Raw genomic sequence first — 18,714 nt, forward strand, 5'->3', positions numbered from 1 at the left:
GCGCCTGTCTGTGAGTTGGTGTTGTGTCGCCGATGTTAAACAGCCGTGTTGGCCGCCCCTAGGTCGTGGCGTCAGGCATGCACCTTCGTGCATGAATATCAGGCGAAATATGGACATAGCGATGGACGAAAGAGGCAGCCGGGCAGATCCCCGAAGGTGGTAGCCAACCTCTCGATGACGCTCCGGCCCCACCGCGGGACCGCACCATCGCAGGCTCAAGCCCACAGAAAGTCGCATCATCACAGGTTTCTGGCACCTCGGTCGGCACCCGCTTGACCCTGCGCAGCCCGCAATCCCAAGTGGACCGAGACGCCGAGGGGACAATCCTCGCCCACGTCCGCATCCCGAAGGTCTACTCGTTTCCGCGTGACGCTGTCGTGCTCGCGTTGCCCGTTCTGCAGCCACGACGTCGCGACGTTCGTCGACTGCCACCGGCAGCAATTCGCACACTTCGGCGATGTGCCGATGAGCATGGTCTGCAACCGCACCGAGACTCTGGTCTGCCGGCACGTCGCCCCGGGCGAGGCGATCCCTCTCCACCCAGAGACGGTCGGGTTCGCCGGCCACTTCGACTTCGACGTACTGGCTGCCTACCACCTGACCGGCATAACTGATCGTTTCAGAATGAGGTTCGGAGTCGTCGCAAGCAGATGATGCTGCAGGCGAGTTGGAGCAGGCTGAGGTGGAGGTCGGCGCGTATCTCGTAGCGGATGCGGAGGCGTTTGAACTGATGGAGCCAGGCGAAGGTCCGTTCGAAGACCCAGCGGGTCTTGCCGAGTCCGGAGCCGTGGGCGACGCCGCGGCGGGCGATGAGCGGCTTGATCCCACGCTTCCAAAGCAGGCGGCGGTACTTGTCGAAGTCGTAGCCCCGGTCGGCGAACAGCCTGCGCGGCCGTGTCCGCGGGCGTCCGCACAGTCCCCGGATCGGCGGGATCGCGTCCAGGAGCGGCAGGAGCTGGGTGACGTCGTGGCGGTTGCCGGCGGTCAGGGTGACTGCGATCGGGGTGCCGTGGCGGTCGACGATCAGGTGGTGTTTGCTGCCCGGCCTGGCCCGGTCGACCGGCGAAGGTCCGGTGTGAGCCCCCCTTTCAGAGCCCTGGCGTGCGAGCCGTCGATCGCGCAGTCGTCCATCTCCAGCAGGCCCGCGGTTCGCAGCTCGGCGAGAAGGACCTCGTGCAGGCGCGGCCACACGCCGGCCTCGGTCCAGTCCCGCAGCCGGCGCCAGGCCGTGATCCCGCTGCACCCGGTCCGCTCCGCAGGCACGTCCCGCCAGCTCACGCTCTTGCACAGCACGTACACGATGCCGCGAAGGGCCGCGCGGTCATCCGCCGGCAAGCGGCCCGGATAGCGATGGCGCCGCGCGGGACGCGGCGGCAGCAACGGGGCCACCCGATCCCACAAGTCATCAGGCACAAGATCATCCGACACAGGCAGCACTCTGCCGCCCGAACACCTCAACTGCCAATCCCCAGAACCAAACTCATTCTGAAACGATCAGTAAGGCGGGCTTGTCGGGCCGGTGAGGTCCATCATGTCCGTTGTTGTGGTCGTGTGTCGGTGGGGAGGGGGGTTGGGTGTTTCGCGGGGGTGGTGGGGGTTGTTGTGTGCCGGGGGTTGTCCGGACAGGATGTTGTAGGCGTTTCGTCCGGTTTGTGACAGGAGCGTGGTGTGTGGGGCGGGGTGGTGGTCCGGGCCTGGTCCGGGGCTCGATGTCGGGTCGATGTCCATGGGGGCGGGGGCGGGGGCGAGGTCGTCGTCGTGGCCCGTTAGTGCCGTGTCCGTGATGTCCGCCGGGTGGTCGAGCCAGCGCTCGAACCCGGACCAGTTCCCGTCCGCCCGGGCCCGGGCCGACGCCCCGAACGCCCCGAGTGGGTCGAACGGGTCGAGTGGGTTGTGGGTGTCGTCCGATGCGGGGAGCGCCCAGGATCGCCCGAACATGTTGGACATCCCGAGCGGGTCGCTCGGGTCGAACGTCCCGAGCGTCCCGAGCTGGTCGAGCGTCCCGATGAGCGGGTCGGGGGGGTTGTCCGGTGCGGTCTGCGGTTCGGACGTGCCGAGCATCCCGAGCGGGTGGAACGTCCCGATGAGCGGGTCGGGGGGGTTGTCCGGTGCGGTCTGCGGTTCGGACGTGCCGAGCATCCCGAGCGGGTGGAACGTCCCGATGAGCGGGTCGGGGGGGTTGTCCGGTGCGGTCTGCTCTGGTGTGTCGAGGGCGGGGAGGGTTTCCAGCAGGCGCAGGAGGGCGTCGATGTTTTGCGGGTGGGTGGGGTCGTCGGCGTCTGTGGTGTCCATGGCGTCTGTGGTGTGCGGGGGTGTGCGGTGTCGTGGTCGTCGGTGGTCCCGGGCTGCGTCCCTTCGGTGCGGGGTGCTGCTGCTGGTGTTGGTGGGGTGGGGGGTCGGTTGTCGGGGCCTGGTTCGTGCCGGTGGTGTGGTTCGTGCCGGTGGTGTGGTTGGTGCTGGTGGTGTGGTTTGTGTCGGGGTTCGCGGTGGTGGTGTTGGGGCCGCTGGCGGTGGTGGTGGGGTTGGGGGTGAGGGCGAGCCAGTGGTTTTGGCTGAGGACGAGGGTGTGTGTGGGGCCGGTGGGCGGGGGAATCGGCCGTCGGGGTCGTCGAGGAGGGGGGCGGTGGTGCCGTTGGAGTGGAGTATGTGCAGGTCGAGGTTGAAGTGGAGGCGGAAGAGGTAGGGGGTGGCGCCGGCGGTGTCGTTGTTCCAGCTGCCGGCGGTGGAGATCTCGGCGATCACCTGTGCGCGTCGTCGGGCGGTCTCCTGTGGGTCCAGGTCGGCGATGCCGACGAATTGCTGGTGCAGGGGGATCGCGGGGTCCTCGAGGGCGTTCCACAGGGGGCGGTCGCCCGGTGGGTTGCGCAGTTCCGCGCGCAGTACCTCGGCCATGTGGGCGCGCAGGGCCTGCGGGCTGGTCAGGGAGGGGTCCACCGCGGTGAACGTCTCTGGTGTCAGGGACAGCAGGGCGTGGTAGAAGCAGTCCCCGTCACCGGGAGGGCTGTAGGGGGTCAGCCCGTGCTGTGACAGGTAGGCGATCTGCTGCTTGTTGAGGTAGCGGCTCCAGCCCGGCAGCGGGCCGCCTCCCGCCCCGGCCGCCGCTCGTGTCGGTGCGGTCCGGCGGCGCTTGGCCGCCCGGCCCTCCGCTCCGGCACCGGCCACGACCACGGCGCCCGCACCGACGTCGGTGACCGCCGCCCGCCGAGCAGCCCCCGCCCCCGCCTTCCCCGCCGTCCCCGCCTTCGCCTTCCCCGCCTTCGCCTTCCCCGCCGTCCCCGCCTTCCCGGTCTTCGCCTTCGCTTTCGCCTTCCCCGTCCCCGCCTTCCCCGTCTTCGCCTCTGCTTTACCTGTCCCCGCTTTTGCTTTCGCGGTCTTGGTGGCGTGGCGCTGCTGTGCCTGGGTGAGTTGGATGTCCAGTGCTCGGACGACGGCCATGCCGGGCTCGCCGAGGTCGAGGAGTTTCAGGATGTCCTGGGGGCGGGGTGGCTGGTCCTTCCGGTGGTTGTCGAAGTAGCCGCCCAGGGGGAACTTCTGGTTGTGGGCGTCGGTGAAGAAGCCGCCCTCCCCCGGGCCGGGCAGCGGCGCCACCGACCCGGCCACCGCGTCCCCGCCGCCATCGCGCGGGGTCGCGAGGTAATCCGCCAGAGCCAGCAACGCCTCCCTCGACGGGACGATCTTGTACGCGTGCCCCCGCGGCTCCCCACCCTGAGCGCGGGTGAGGCTGGCGCCGGGCATGCCGACGCGGTGCAGCGCCTCCAGCGTCTCCCACGTCACCGCCGTGCCGCCTGTCTTGACCTTGTAGTACCACTCCCCGGTGATCCGGTCGTGGTCGGCGTCGCCCGGCCGCACCATCGCGTCCTTGGGTGGGAGTTTGCCGGCGCGGCCCGAGCCGGCGGCATACCAGGCGTCCAGCGCCCCGACGGCCACGGCGGGGTCGATCTGGTTTCGGCCGGGGGGTGCGGGCAGGTCCAGGCGTTCGGCCAGGCCCTCCTTCTTCAGCCTCCGGTACTGCACCACGGAGGGCACGATCCTCCCTGCGCGCAGTTCCTCGAGGCAGGGGGCGAACTTGGTGGAGTGGTTGTGGGCGTCGTGGAAGGCCGCGTCGACCGGCAGGTCCTCGACACCGGCATTGTCCGGCAGGTGGCGGAAGCGGTCGATCAACGCGGTGACGAACTCCTCCGACGCGACGAGCTTGTACTCGTGCACCCGCCACTTCCCGCCGCGGGTGAGGCTGGTGTCGGGCATGCCGGCCTGGTGCAGCGCCTCCAGCGTCTCCCACGTCACCGCGGTCTTACCCAAGCTGACGTCGTGGTACCAGTGCCCGGAGATGGGGTCGTGGTCGGCGTCGCCCGGCCGCACCACCGCATGAAAGAGTGGGAGTTCGCCGGCGCGGCCCGAGCCGGAGGCATACCAGGCGCGCAGCGCCCGGGCGGCCACAACGGGGTTGATCTGGTTTCGGCCGGGGGGTGCGGGCAGGTTCAGGCGTTGGGCCAGGCCCGCCTTCTTCAGCCTCCGGTACTGCACCACGGAGGGCACGATCCTCCCTGCGCGCAGTCCCTCGAGGCAGGGGGCGAACTTGGTGGGGTGCTCGTGGGCGTCGTGGAAGGCCGCGTCGGCCGGCAGGTCCTCGACACCGTCCGGCAGCTCGCGGAAGCTCTCGATCAACGCGCCGACGAACTCCTCCGACGCGACGAGCCTGTACTCGTGCTCCCGCCGCACCTCCTTGTCCTGGCCGCGGGTGAGGCTGGTGTCGGGCATGCCGGCGCGGTGCAGCGCCTCCAGCGTCTCCCACGTCACCGCGATCTTGCCCCAGCTGACGTTGTGGTACCAGTGCCCGAGGATGGGGTCGTGGTCGGCGTCGCCCGGCCGCACCACCGCATGAAAGAGTGGGAGTTCGCCGGCGCGGCCCGAGCCGGCGGCATACCAGGCGTGCAGCGCCCGGGCGGCCACGACGGGGTTGACCTGGTTTCGGCCGGGGGGTGCGGGCAGGTCCAGGCGTTCGGCCAGGCCCGCCTCCTCCAGCCTCCGGTACTGCACCGCGGAGGGCACGATCCTCCCTGCGCGCAGTTCCTCGAGGCAGGGGGCGAGCTTGGTGGAGTGGTTGTGGGCGTCGTGGAAGGCCGCGTCGGCCGGCAGGTCCTCGACACCGTCCGGCAGCTCGCGGAAGCGCTCGATCAACGCGCCGACGAACTCCTCCGACGCGACGAGCCTGTACTCGTGCACCCGCACCTCCTTGTCCTGGTGGGGGATGCGGCTGGTATCGGGCATGCCGGCCTGGTGCAGCGCCTCCACCGTCTCCCACGTCACCGCGGTCGCGCCCCTGCTGACGTCGTGGTACCAGTGCCCGGTGATCCGGTCGTGGCCGGCGTCGGCCGGCCGCACCACCTCGGGCTGGGGCGGGAGTTCGCCGGCGCGGCCCGAGCCGGCGGCATACCAGGCGTGCAGCGCCCGGGCGGCCACGACGTGGTTGATCTGGGCCCGGCCGGTGGACGATGGTGCGGCGTAGTCGGTGAAACGGATCTGGGACTCGGGAGGCAGTCCCGCGGCGCGCAGCCTGGCATACACCGCCGGGGGCACCGCGGCCTGCCCGGTCTGCACCCGCTGCAGGGCCTCGCCCGGGACCCCGCGGGGGAAGAGGCGCACGGCATCGGCGCCCCCGTGGCTCCCGAGCCATTCGACGACCTCCGCCACCCTCAAACCGGTGTCCAGGAACATCGCGCCCCGGGCGTCGGGCGGCTGCGGATCCGCCTCGATACGGGCCCCCAGACGGGTCAGCGCACGGTGCAACTCCGCACTGCCCGGGACACGGCCGTCGGCGACCGCGCCCAGCCAGCCCTGCAGGTCCACCCCGTAGTCCTGCCTGGGCAGGACCAGCGGCCCGGCGTCCAACCGGTCCAACGACCCGAACATCTGGAACGCCTCCACCGCCCGCTCCAGCCACCACCCCTCCTCCTCCCGCCCGGGCAACCCCCCCAGCACCCCGAGCGTCTGCCGCGCCAGCCCCGCGGTATAGGCATGACGCAGATCCGCCAGCTCCAGCGGTGTCAGACCCCGGGCCTGCGGGAGCCCCAGGACCAGCTCGTCCGTCCACGGCCCCCGCCCGGGTACCAGCAGCACCTCCAGCAACCCGAACAGCCGCTCCCGCTCCAGCGCGTGATAAAACCCCCCGAGCCGGAAATTGAAACCCGCCGGCGGACGATGACCCTCCACCCCCGACCCCGGCCCCGACCACCCCCACACCCCACCGACAACTCCGGCCCCACCAGCACCACCGGCACCACCGCATCCACCCCACCAGCACCGGCAGCACCGGCCGCCCCCGACACGAACCCAACCCCCGCCCCGGGCACACCAACACCCGACCCCGGCAGAGCAAGACCGGGGCCGGGCAGGGCAAGACCGGGGCCGGGCAGGGCAAGACCGGGCGCGGAAGGGGTGAACGCGGACAACAGCAGGCCGTCGGCTTGGTCGTCGTCGCCGAACAGATCGTCGTCCGGGCCCAGCGGCCCTCCCATCAGCTCGGCGTGTTCCTCCTCCGCAACAGCGGCCGATCGCGTCGAACGCCCCGCCGAACGCGCATCGACGCCCGTGCCCGCCCCTTCCCCACGGGACGACCCCGCCCCCGCCGTGTCCTGCCCGGTGTCCTCCCCGCGTCTGCGTTTCTTGGCGCCCCCCGGGAGCACGGCACGCCCGAACCTGCGGCCCGGCAGCGCGGCCAGACCCGCCCGGACCTGCTCCGGATCCCACCACAGCCCGTACGCGACCTTCAACGCCACACTCCGGCGGACCCGCAGCGTCCCACCGTGCTCGACCCCCATCAACAGAGGCCGCTCCAGGAAAGGACGCAACTCGGCATACGCCTCGACAAGAAGCCGCTCCGCACGAACAGGCCCCGCCATCTCCCGCAGACCCCGCCACAACCCCTCGGCATCCCCGACCTCCCCCATCCGCGACCCGACGAGCACCCCCACCAAGGCCTCCACACCAGCAAGAACCCCAGCCTCCCCGCCATCCACACCACCGGCACTGCCAATGCCGGGCTGCGGAACATCCCCCCCGACCGGAACCTCCCCCTCCCCGGCCGGAACCTCCTCCTCCTCGGCGGGAACCTCCCCCTCCAGCCGGGGCCGGACAACGGACGACGACCCCACCGACGCATCCGACGCATCCCCGGATCCAGACCGGAGACCACCCGGAAGCGACCAGGAACCCTCACCCCACGGGGCGACGGACACCCTGCCCGCCCCGGCGCCCAGAACTCCGTGCAAGGTCAGGAAGGCCCTCACCGCGGCATCGTTGTCCGCCGACGCCGCTTGCGCGAAGCCCGGCATGCCCAGCAACTGTTCACTGTCCCGCCGCAACACGGACATCTCCTGCGGCGAGGCATCCAACATCACCCGTACCAGCGCGCGGCTGTTCTCGAAGGCCCGCCACAGCGCAGTGCCACCCGCCTCGTCCGATTTAAGGCTAGCGTGGGCGTCCAGGAGGTGATCCAGTTCGAAAGCGGCCTCCTCCTCCATGGCATCCGGGCCCGTCTCCACACCCTCTACCGGGTCCAGAACCTGGTACCGGGTCAGGAATTCCCTCATCCCGTCGTCGTCCTCTTCGGCAGCTCCCTCGGAGGTCAGCATGCCCAGCAGGATGGTCCTGCCCCGCATCTTGAACAGTTCATGCGGCGCGGCAGCGGTCATCACCCGTACCAGCGCGGGGCTGTTCTCGAAGGCCTGCCACAGCAGGGTGCCACCCGCCTGGTCCAGCACCAGGCCGCTATGAGTCTGGACGAGCTGTTCCAGCTCCACGGCTTCCACCCCCGGCGCCGCCGCGCTCTCGGCGACATCCCACGGCCCGGCAGCGGCACCCGCGCGCCGGCCTTGGGCGCCGACCGCCCCACCCGGCTCCACGCCGCCGGGCAGACCGGACGGTCCTGTCACACGGCCCGGCAGCGCGGCCAGACCCGCCCGGACCTGCTCCGGATCCCACCACAGCCCGTACGCGACCTTCAACGCCACACTCCGGCGGACCCGCAGCGTCCCACCGTGCTCGACCCCCATCAACAGAGGCCGCTCCAGGAAAGGACGCAACTCGGCATACGCCTCGACAAGAAGCCGCTCCGCACGAGAGGCCCCCGCCATCTCCCGCAGACCCCGCCACAACCCCTCGGCATCCCCGAACTCCCCCATCCGCGACCCGACGAGCACCCCCACCAAGGCCTCCACACCAACAAGAACCCCAGCCTCCCCGCCATCCACACCACCGGCACTGCCAATGCCGGGCTGCGGAACATCCCCCCCGACCGGAACCTCCCCCTCCCCGGCCGGAACCTCCTCCTCCTCCTCGGCGGGAACCTCCCCCTCCAGCCGGGGCCGGACAACGGACGACGACCCCACCGACCCACCCGACCCCACCGACGCATCCGACGCATCCCCGGATCCCGCCGACGCCGGCACGCCACCCGTAGCCCCACCCGTACCCATGACCACCTCGGAGGCGCCAGAGGCGGGTGCGTCCTCACCGGTGGTCTCGATCCGCACGGGGGCGCCGGCTGCGGGGTCTGTGCCGTTGAGCGCGGCCAGGACACGGTCGGCCGCGGTCGAGGACTGCACGTCACGGCGCCGGGCGCTCCCCTCGCCGCCTCCGCCGGCCTCAGCCGCGGTCCCCGGCACGACGAGGCCGTCGACGACGACACGCCCGGCGTCCGAACCCGAAGCGACGGCACCCGAGGCTTCGGCGCCCGAAGATTGGGGGCCGGGTGCCGTCCGGGCCGCGCTCTGCAGGACAGGATCGCCGACCGACCGCGTGCCGCCGGTGGCGCCGTCGGCCGCAACACCCTCGGCCGACTGCACCCCGGGAGCGGCCGCCGCCGGCGCGGCACCCCGTGCCTGCGGCCCGTTCTGCCCGGCCACCTCCTGCCCAACCAGGTCCGGCCCGGGGCCGACCACGACCGCTCCCCGCGGAGCACTCCGGTCCCCGACAACGGGAACAGCGCTCCCGACAGGGGCGGTGCCGGCGGGGCCGACCACGGAAGCGGTACCGCTCACCGCCGAATCCGTCCCAGCGGCAGCAAGGCCGGTGAAGGCGGTGCCGGCGGTGGTCACGGGAGCAGTGCCGCTCGCCGTCGGATCCGTCCCAGCGGTTGCGGGGGCGGGGGCGGCTGTGGTGAGCAGGGCGGCGCCGCCCTTCGCCGGACCCGACCCCGCCACGGTGAGGGGCTGGGGTGTCGTGTCCGTGGCGTGGGTCGCGTCTTCGCCGGCTTCGCCGAGCGCACCCGTGGGAGCGGCGTGCTGGAGCACGGGAGCGGACGGGGCGGCGCCGCCCGACACCGGGCCCGCCGCGGCCGCGGCCGCCGCCCGCGACGACGCCGTCGCCGACCCGGCGGCGTCGACCGGCACACCCACACGGCCCGCGTACTCCACGCCGGCGACCGCGGCAGGCACAGCGACGGCGGCGGCGGTGCCGCGAGCGCCAGCAGCGGCCGGGGCGCGCGTGTCCTCCGAATCGGGGACGGAAACATCCGCGGTCGCGGTCGTGGTCGTGGGTCGTGGCAGCGCGGCAGACGCGGGCAGCGAACTCGCGGACTGCCGGGCGACAGGCTGCGGCCCCTGCCCGGAAGCGTGCCCGTCACGGAAAGCCGCACGCGTGTCACCGGAGTCCGCAGCCGAAGCACCCGCGGCCGCGGGCCGGGCAATCCCGGCAACCTCCGAGGGAAGCGCCCTGCCACGGTCGTGCACCTCGCGCGTCCCGACACGGGCCGCCGACGTGTCGTCGACACCGATCGCCCGGTCCGACCGCGCAGCCCCCCGCGTGCCCACCGCACCCGTGTCGGCCGCACTGTCCGCCGCACCGAACGCGGTGACGAGCCCCGGCAGCGAGGCCGGGCCCGTCGCGAGCGCCGCACCCGCAGCGGGAAGCCCGTTCAGGTGGGCCTCAAGACCCTCGAGGCCGTGCCCCTTGTCGAGGCCCAGGACGCCCTTCGCCCACTGGGCGCCCTCGAAGACGAAATGCTCAAAGACACTGCTCACCCCCGAACCCGCGAAACCCACCGGACTGAACCCCCCGCCGACCACCGCCGCAACCGCCGCGCTCTCCAACAAGGCCTCGGTGACCGCGTTCGACCCCACACTCCACGGATGGCTGCGCCCCAACCCGGTCTTCGCCCCCACCGCCTTCGCGAAAGCCGACCCCGACACCACCGAAAGCGCCGGCTTGTGCAAACCCCCGATGAACGCGCCCATCGCACCCGACCTGGCGATACCCCTCCAGTCGTACCCGCGCCGACGAAACCCGCTCGGCGCCCCGTCGATCATGAACGTCTGCGCCGCGAAACTCGTCAACGACTCCGACAACGCCTCCAACGCCGCCGCCGCACCCAACCGCCCCACCCGCGTCAACCGCACCAGCCGCACCAGCAACCGCACCCGCGCCCGCGCCATCAACAACGCCCGCTGCACACCCGCCCACGCCGGGAAGAACGGCTCCAACATCTCCAGAACCACAAGCTCCACGAAAAGCTGCACCAGCTCCGCGACCAACTCGACCTTGCCCTCGAAGATCTGCGACGCCGTACCACGCTGAACCCCCGACACCGACGACACCTGCCCCCGCACCCCGCGCAGCAGACCCCCGCCACCATCCGTGAACTGCCCCATCGCCCGCACGAACTGCTCACGCGTCTCCGAAGGCAAATGCCGCGCCGCATTACGCACCGCATCATCGACATCCGCCTCGAAATCCCGGATCAACGCCCCGACCCGCGCCAGACCCTCCGACGACTCCAACGCCAACGACGCACTCGCCTGCGGAAAAAACGACCCCGTCAACACAAACATCAAAACATCCAACACCGAGCCACGCCCCACCACCGGCTCAGCCACCACCACACACCACCCCCCACACCCACCCCAGCCGAAAACACCCCCACCAACCCACCAACACAACCCTGCACACCAGAACAAATGTCAGGAACGGCCCCACGATATTCGGCCGTAGTACGGCACCCGCGGACACCAAAACCTGCCCGAAGGGTCTGTAAAGAACGGCTCTGCCCCGTCAGGGAGTGTCATGAATCAGTGGCCGTTGTCTTTCCGAGGGTCTGTCCAGTGAACGGCTCTGTCCCGTAATCGGTGGTGACGAGGTGTGACGGTCGTCGTTGGCATGGTGTGCGTGATGTCAACAAGCTTGTGGGCGTGGTGTTTTCGGGCCTGTCAGCCTTGGTCGTCGAGGGTGTGGCGGACGAGGGCGAGGTCATCCGGGTGTCGGCGCGGACGCGGGACAATCCGGTGCCGTGCCCGGCGTGCGGGCGGCCGTCGGGGCGGGTGCACGGCTTCCACGGGCGGAGGGTCGCGGACGTCCCGGTCGACGGGCGGAGGGTCGTGGTGTCGGTGCGGCTGCGGCGGCTGGTGTGCCCAGTGCTCGGCTGCTCGCGGCAGACGTTCCGCGAGCAGGTCCCCGGCGTCGTGGAGCGCTACCAGCGCCGCACCAGACGACTTTCCGACCAACTCGGTGCCGTGGTCAAGGAGTTAGCGGGCCGGGCGGGTGCCCGCCTCTCTCGCGCGCTGACGTGCGCAATCTCCCGCTCGACCGCCCTTCGTCTACTGATGCGCCAGACGCTGCCGCCCCGTCGCGTCCCGCGCGTGCTCGGCGTCGACGACTTCGCCCTCAAGCGCCGGCACCGCTACGCGACCGTGCTCATCGACGCCGAGACCGGCGAGCGGATCGACGTCCTGCCCGGCCGCACCACCCAGGCCCTGACCGCGTGGCTGCACGAGCACCCCGCGATCGAGGTGGTCTGCCGGGACGGATCCGGCTGCTACGGAGAGGCGATCCGCCAGGCCCTGCCCGAAGCGGTGCAGGTCAGCGACAGATGGCACCTCTGGTCGAACCTGTGCCACAGGGTCTTGGCCGAGGTCCGCTCCCACGCCGCCTGCTGGGCCACCGCCGTGAACCCCGTCCGACCCGGTGGCATGCGCGAGCAGACCACCCGCGAGCGGTGGCACAAGGTCCACGACCTGCTCGGCCAGGGCGTCGGCCTGCTCGAATGCGCCCGCAGACTCGACGTCGCCCTGAACACCGTCAAGCGGTACTCCCGCATGAAGGAGCCCACTGGCGATCACCGCGCGCCTCGCTACAAGCCCACGCTCGTCGACCCTTACCGCGAGCACCTGCGCAGGCGCCGGGCCGAGGACCCCGCAGTGCCGGTCACCCACCTCCTGCGCGAGATCAAGGAACTCGGCTATACCGGCAGCGCGAACCTGCTGGTCCGCTACCTCACCCAAGGCCGCGCCGAGGGCGACAGGCCCGTCACCACGCCGAAGCACTTCGCCCGCCTCCTGCTCACCCGCCCCGAGAACCTCCGCGACAAGGACACCTCACTCCTGCAGGAACTCGTCCAGACCTGCCCCGAGATGGCCGAACTCGCATGCCTCACGCACGAGTTCGCCACGCTGCTGGCACCGGCCGAGGGCAACGCCGCAAAGCTCACCGACTGGATCACCAAGGTCCGCACCGCCGACCTTCCCCAGCTGCACTCCTTCGCCAAAGGTCTCGAACTCGACCGCACCGCCGTCAATGCCGGACTCACCCTCCCCTACAGCAACGGCCGCACCGAGGGCGTCAACACCCGAACCAAACGGATCATGCGGCAGATGCACGGCCGAGCCGGCTTCCCTCTGCTCCGCCACCGAATCCTCCTCCCGTGATCACCACACAGCGTCACCACCGATTACGGGACAGAGCCGTTCACTGGACAGACCCTGTCATGAATCAGTGGCCGTTGTCTTTCCGAACGTGGAAGCCGCGTTTCAGCTGGTCAGGCATGGTGCGGGTGGATCTGCGGCAGAGGTGGTGTGTGATGTCGTCTCGTCGGGGAGGTTCCGGATGCCGTCGGTTGTGGGGTTGTTGGAGGCGAGGGAGTCGGCCGCGCGGGTTCGGGTGGAGGAGCTTCGCGTGGAGGCGGATCGGATCCTGGCTGAACTCTCGGAGGCGGAGGCCTTGTTGGAGCGTCGGATCATCGCGCTCATGGAGTTGACGGAGGCTCTGGCCGCGGATGCTCAGCCGGAGGAGCCGGTCGGGCCGGTGCCGGTTCCGGTGGTGGCGAAGGAGCCGGTGGCCGGATCGGTGGTGCCCGGCTGGCGGGAGGGCATGACGGTGCAGGCGCTCGCGCCCGAGTATCGGAGGCTGCTGGCCGTGCTGGAGGCCGGGGCCGGCCCGGAAGGGCTGCGAGCGAAGGAGCTGGCCGGGCTGCTGGGTGGGGAGCTGGTGTCGGCGAAGGTCGAGGGCGTGCGGGTGAAGGCGAAGCGGCTGGCCGCGCGGGGCTGGCTGGCCGAGGAACGCCCCGGGGTGTTCACGCCGCGAGGAACAACCGGGTGACCTGGCGGGCGCGGTTCCGGGCGAGTCGGCGTCCCATGAGCATGGTCATCGACCACAGGACGGCGGCTTCGCTGCTGGCGGGCAGGGTCTCGTAGTCGCGGGCCAGGCGGCGTGAGCGCATCAGCCAGGCCAGGGTCCGCTCGACGACCCACCTGCGAGGCAGCACGACGAACCCGCTCTGGGCGTCGCTGCGTTTGACGATCTCGAGCGTGAGCCGGAGCGTGTCTTTGGCCCAGTCGACCAGGCGTCCGGTGTAGCCGCCGTCGGCCCACAGCAGTCGAATCGTCCGGTAGCGGGCGACGAGGTGGGGCAGCATGCCGCAGGCGGCGTCGCGGTCGGTGGTGTCGGCCGGGGTGACCAGAACCATCAGCAGGAGCCCGAGGCAGTCCACGATGATGTGCCGCTTGCGGCCGTTGGTCTTCTTGGCGCCGTCGAAGCCCCTTGATGAGGCCGGCACGGACGCGGCGCCCCGGATGGACTGCGAGTCGATGATCGCCGCGGTCGGTTCGGCGTTGCGGCCCTCGCTCCCGCGGACCTTGCGGCGGAGCCGGTCGTGGAACTCCCTGACCAGCCCTCGGTCGCGCCAGCGGCGCCAGAAGGCGTAGACCCGGTCCCAGGCGGGGAAGTCGACCGGCATCGCGCGCCATTTGATGCCGTTGTCGACCAGGTAGCGGATTGCATCCAGCATCTGCCGGTGGCAGTGGGCCTCCGGCTGACCGCCCCTGCCGTTCATCCACGCCGGCACGGGCAGCAGGTCCTTGATCTCGGACCATTCGGCGTCCGTCATGTCGGAGTCGTAACGTCGAACACGTTCACCATGGTCAGCCGCGTTCCCGTACCGGTGTGCGAGGCAATCACACTGCGAGCGCGTCGAGTTGGACTGTCCCGGCGTGATGGCGTACAACTGCGGCAACAGGGCCTCCCTGGTGCTTCTTCGGCTTCAACACCCAGGAGCTGCACCGGAGGCCCTGTCTTCATGCGCCCACCATCCCGCGATCACCCGAACGAGACTCCCGTTCGATCGACAACCCCCGCGAGCGGTACGACAACGGCTACTAAGGTCGGGCGGCTGGCTGGCAAGGCGTGCTGGTGGGCCGGACAGGATGCGGCCGAGCGGCGCTGTAGCCGTCGGTCATGACCTCGACACGACCGTCTGATGGTGGTCGCGTCGAGGGTTGTCCGGCTCGCCGTACCGGGATGGCTGTATCAGCTTCCGGTCGGTGCCAAGGCCGTTTGGACCATGGTGATCCGGCGCCGCTGGACGTGGAAGGCGCGTCCTGGAGGGAGCAGCTTGGGTCGTACGCCGTCGATGAACTGACCCTCGGAGCGCGGGCAGGACATCACCAGCACGGTGTTGCCCGCGTCGCGGACGCGGCGCAGCAGCGGGTCGCCGATGCCTCGGGCGGCGTTTGCGGCGGCGCGGGCCACCACCAAGTGCAGGCCGATCTCGTAGCCGAGGTTGAGGTGGGGGAGGAGCGCGTTGAACGGGTTGTCAAGCGGTGACTCCAGCATCTCGTAGTCGTCGATCAGGACGAACAGCCGCGGTCCCGTCCACCAGTCACACAGCCGCATTCGGGCCGGCGGGATGTCCTCGCCCGGTGTTCGCTCCCGCATGGCCTCGGCCACGCCGTCCACGTACTCCTTGACCGACTCAGCGCTGACCGCGTGACCGAGGCGGTACTCGGGCGGAACCGCCTCGACCAGTTCGCGCCGTTGGTCCACCACCAGAATGCGCGCCTCGGCGGGGGTGAACCGCGAGGTGATGGCGAGGGCGGCCGTCCGTAGCAGGTTGGTCTTGCCGCTCTCGGTGTCGCCGATCGCCATCAGGTGCGGGCTCTCGGCGAAATCGTGCCAGAGCGTGCCGAGTTCGGTCTCCTCGACACCGATCGCCAGCCGCGTTCCGGCTGCGGCGGGCAACTGCTGCCACGGCAGTTCGGCTGGCAGCATCCGGACGGCTGGGGCACCGGGTCGGCCCGCCCACTGGAGGGTCACCGCCTCACACAGCGCGGTCACGGCCTCCGGCAGATCTTCCGGTCCCGAGGCGCTGTCGATACGCGGCAGCGCGGCTTGGAAGTGCAGCTTGGTCTGCGAGGTGAGGCCGCGTCCGGGGGTGTCCCTGGGCACGGTCGCCGCCTTGCGGCTGTCTACGAGGGAGTCCATCGGGTCGCCCATCCGCAATTCCAGACGGGTGCCCGCGCTGTCTCGGATCGCGGGGGAGAGTTCCATCCACCGACTCACGGACACCACCACGTGCACGCCGTAGTTGAGGCCGCGCTGTGCCAGTTTCGGGATCTCCTCCAGGAGGGGGTCGAAGTCCTGCTTGAACGATGCCCAGCCGTCGATGACCAGGAAGACGTCGCCGTGGTCCTCCGCGGCGAACTCCCCCCGGGCCCGGCGCCGCCGGTAGTCGGCCATCGACTCCACACCATGGTCCATGAACAGCCGCTCGCGGCGGGTCAGCACCGTGGTGACCTCAGAGACCGTGCGCTGCACCCGGTCGGGGTCCAACCGACCTGCCACTCCGCCGACATGGGGAAGACCGTCCAGGGAGGACAGCGTGCCGCCGCCCAGGTCGAGCAGGTAGAACTGCAGTTCCCTGGGGCTGTGGCCGAGCGCCAGCGAAGCGACCAGGGTCCGCAGCAGCGTCGACTTGCCGCTCTGCGGGCCTCCTGCCACCACCACGTGACCGCCGGCTCCGGACAAGTCCACCCGGAGCAGTTCGCGGGTCTGGTCGAACGGCCGGTCCACGATGCCCACCGCCGCCGTCAACGGAGGCTCCGCCGTGCGGCCCACCGTCACCAAACCGAGCACTGTGTGCGGTTCCAGCGGGGGCAGCAGCTGATCCAGGCCGGGGGAGGCGGCCAGCGGCGGCAGCCACACCCGATAGGCGGGCGGCCCGGAGTCCTTCAGCGCCGCGACCGCCAGTTCGAGCAGGGTCTCGCTCCCGGGCTCCTCCGACGGGTCCGGCTGCTCCGCGACGTTGCTCTGCCGGGGCACCACCCACGACGAGGACCAGGGCACGATCTGGCTTGCGGCCCGCGCCCGTTGCGCCGAGCGGCTCCGGCCCTTGTAGGTGCCGGACACGTACGCGGCACGGAAGCGCAACAGCTCCTCCATACCGGTCTTCAGGTAACCGTTGCCGGGCTCCGGCGGCAGCTGGTACGCGTCGGGCACGCCGAGCACGCCCCGGCTCTCCATCGCCGAGAAGGTCCGAAGTCCGATCCGGTATGACAGGTGTCCCTCCAACTGGTGCACCCGGCCCTCGTCCAGCCGCTGCGACGCCAGCAGCAGATGCACGCCCAGCGAACGGCCGAGCCGGCCGATCATCACGAACAGATCCATGAAGTCCCGGTGAGCGGACAGTAGTTCGGAGAACTCGTCGACCACGACGAACAGGCTCGGCAACGGCATCAACGGAGCGCCCGCCGCCCTCGCCCGCTCGTACTCCAGCGCCGAGACGTGGTTGCCGGCCTGCCGCAGCAGCTCCTGGCGGCGCATCAGCTCACCGTGCAGGGCGTCCTTCATCCGCTCGACCAGCGCCGCCTCGTCCGACAGGTTCGTGATCACCGCCGAGACGTGCGGCAGGGCGTCCAGGCCGAGGAACGTCGCACCGCCCTTGAAGTCGACCAGGACGAAGTTCAGCCGCTCCGAGGAGTGGGACAGCGCCAGCGACAGCACCAGCGTCCGCAGCAGCTCGCTCTTGCCGGAACCGGTCGCGCCGATCAGCATCCCGTGCGGGCCCATGCCGCCCTGTGCCGACTCCTTGATGTCAAGGTCCACCGGTGCGCCGTTGCCCGCGACACCGATCGGCACCTTCAGGTGCCGCGCCTCGCTCCGGCCCCGCCACAGGGTGGCCGGGTCGAAAGCCCGCAGGTCGCTGATGCCCAGCAGACCCGTCAGCTGGATGTCGCCGGCGGGGGACTCCACGCTCTCGCCGCCCGTCGACGTCCGGTACGGGGCGAGCGCGCGGGCGAGGGCCGCGGCGCCGGCCGGGCCCAGCAGGTCCGGCACTCCCAGCGGCGTCGACTGCTCGCGCCGGTCGCGGTCCGTGCGCACGAGGTTCAGGTACCCTTCTGCGGCCTCGAGGCGCAGCGTCGTCCGCCCCGCCCGCCATCGCAGCGCCTGAGACAGATCCACCGCCACCGCGTTGCGGTATCCCGAGCCGTCGAAGCGGTGGCCGGCAGGCACACTGCCGCCGTCGACGATCACCACCACCATCGGCTCCTCACGGCCCGGCGACGCCGTCGGGTCGAACGCCGGGCGCTCACGGAACTCCGCCCCGATCAGGTCCTCCAACTGCCCGATCGACGACGCTACCAGCCGCACCGGGCCGGCGCCGTCGGTCGCCTGCGGATGCAGCAGGTGCGGCAGCCACTTTGCCCACTCCCACTCCCGCTGCGCCTCCTCGGACAGGCACAGCGCGATCCACAGCTCGTCCGGGCTGTGGAACGCCGCCAGCTGCGCGACGATCGCCCGGGCCAGCGCGCGGGACTCGGCGGCCTCGCCCCGCACCAGCAGCCGCGACCAGGCCCGCAGGTACAGCGCGATGGGCTGGTCCGGTACGGCGGTGTACGCACGGATGAAGCTGCGCAGCGCGTGCGCCGACAGCGGTTCCAGATCCTCGACCGGGCGAGTCGATACCGGGGCCATCTTCAGCCCCAACCGCTGCTCCCCCACCGCGATCCGCACCTCGGCGAAGTCCTCGTCGACCCCGCGCCGCTCCCACAGCCGGCTGGTGCCGACCAGTCCGCTCAAGGCAGTGGGATGCGGGTGGCGCCAGGCCAGCGCCTGCTCCTGCTCCCCGATCGCGCGCCGCACCCGGCGCCGCACCTGGGACAGGTATCGCAGGTAGTCGCGGCGCTGCCCGTTCATCTGCGTCTTGCGCTCGCCCCGTCGCTGGATCACCTGCCCGACGGCCATCATCGCCGACGAGCCCACCATCATGCCCATCGCGACGTAGCTGAGCGCCGTGTTCTCTCCCGGCCGCAGGAACAGCACCATCATCGACATCGACATCATGCCCATTGGCAGGAACGTCCACATCGCTGCGGAGTTGTTCGTCGGCTCGGCCATCGCCGGCGGCTCCTGGAGGCTCACCTCCCCGTCCGGCATCTCGGGCCCACGACGGCGAGCGGGTCGGCGGAACAGGACCACGCTCACGGGCGGCCTCCGGGGATCGTCGTTACGGGCACAGCAGTGCGGGCGGCCGCCGGGGCGACCTTCCCGCACCGCTGCGGTGTCTGCGGAGCGGGCTGGCCGGGCGGCCACGAGGGCAGAGGCAGCAGGCGGCGCGGGCAGGGACCGGTGCACGCGCCCCGCTGTACGGGCACCGTGCGGCGACCCTAGCCA

General features: G+C 71.0%; 7 protein-coding genes and 1 pseudogene. 3 read left to right on the forward strand and 5 right to left on the reverse strand.

Annotation, left to right across the window (positions count from 1 at the left end; translation table 11 throughout):
* Nucleotides 1–290: 290 nt before the first annotated feature.
* Nucleotides 291–606 (forward strand): annotated as a pseudogene (locus tag BX266_RS27540) (IS21 family transposase); the annotation flags it as partial.
* A 13-nt stretch (nucleotides 607–619) separates the two neighbouring features.
* Here BX266_RS27540 and BX266_RS27545 read toward each other — a convergent pair.
* The 3 genes from BX266_RS27545 to BX266_RS27550 all read right to left on the reverse strand — a co-directional run bounded on the left by BX266_RS27545 (nucleotide 620) and on the right by BX266_RS27550 (nucleotide 10,871).
* Nucleotides 620–1,428 (reverse strand): IS5 family transposase gene (locus BX266_RS27545; protein ID WP_180290635.1). Its coding sequence is split into 2 segments (ribosomal slippage): nucleotides 620–1,089 and nucleotides 1,089–1,428, totalling 810 coding nucleotides; the frame shifts between segments, so codons are not numbered across the junction.
* Nucleotides 1,429–1,494: 66 nt separating this feature from the next.
* On the reverse strand, nucleotides 1,495–6,117 hold the full coding sequence (locus tag BX266_RS38135) for an OTU domain-containing protein (protein ID WP_147437110.1): 4,623 nt from the start codon (nucleotides 6,115–6,117) through the stop codon (nucleotides 1,495–1,497).
* Nucleotides 6,045–10,871 carry a hypothetical protein gene (locus BX266_RS27550; RefSeq protein WP_147437111.1) on the reverse strand — a complete coding sequence of 1,609 codons (4,827 nt, stop codon included), beginning with the start codon at nucleotides 10,869–10,871 and terminating at the stop codon, nucleotides 6,045–6,047. The genes BX266_RS38135 and BX266_RS27550 overlap by 73 nt, the downstream gene beginning before the upstream one ends.
* Nucleotides 10,872–11,186: 315 nt before the next feature.
* Between BX266_RS27550 and BX266_RS27555 the strand changes: the two genes are divergently transcribed.
* Both BX266_RS27555 and BX266_RS27560 read left to right on the forward strand, forming a co-directional pair.
* Nucleotides 11,187–12,695, forward strand: coding sequence for an ISL3 family transposase (locus BX266_RS27555; RefSeq protein WP_107490762.1), 1,509 nt, complete (start codon nucleotides 11,187–11,189; stop codon nucleotides 12,693–12,695).
* Nucleotides 12,696–12,942: 247 nt separating this feature from the next.
* A complete protein-coding gene (locus BX266_RS27560) occupies nucleotides 12,943–13,365 on the forward strand; it encodes a hypothetical protein (protein ID WP_310794808.1) in 423 nt (140 codons plus the stop codon).
* Here the strand turns inward: BX266_RS27560 and BX266_RS27565 are convergent.
* Both BX266_RS27565 and eccCa read right to left on the reverse strand, forming a co-directional pair.
* Nucleotides 13,340–14,152, reverse strand: coding sequence for an IS5 family transposase (locus tag BX266_RS27565; RefSeq protein WP_099904087.1), 813 nt, complete (start codon nucleotides 14,150–14,152; stop codon nucleotides 13,340–13,342). The two genes, BX266_RS27560 and BX266_RS27565, sit on opposite strands and share 26 nt — an antisense overlap.
* A gap of 419 nt (nucleotides 14,153–14,571) precedes the next feature.
* Nucleotides 14,572–18,477 carry a type VII secretion protein EccCa gene (gene eccCa, locus BX266_RS27570; RefSeq protein ID WP_259465162.1) on the reverse strand — a complete coding sequence of 1,302 codons (3,906 nt, stop codon included), beginning with the start codon at nucleotides 18,475–18,477 and terminating at the stop codon, nucleotides 14,572–14,574.
* Nucleotides 18,478–18,714 lie beyond the last annotated feature (237 nt).

The organism is Streptomyces sp. TLI_171, from assembly GCF_003610255.1.
In the GTDB taxonomy this organism is placed as follows: Bacteria; Actinomycetota; Actinomycetes; order Streptomycetales; family Streptomycetaceae; genus Kitasatospora.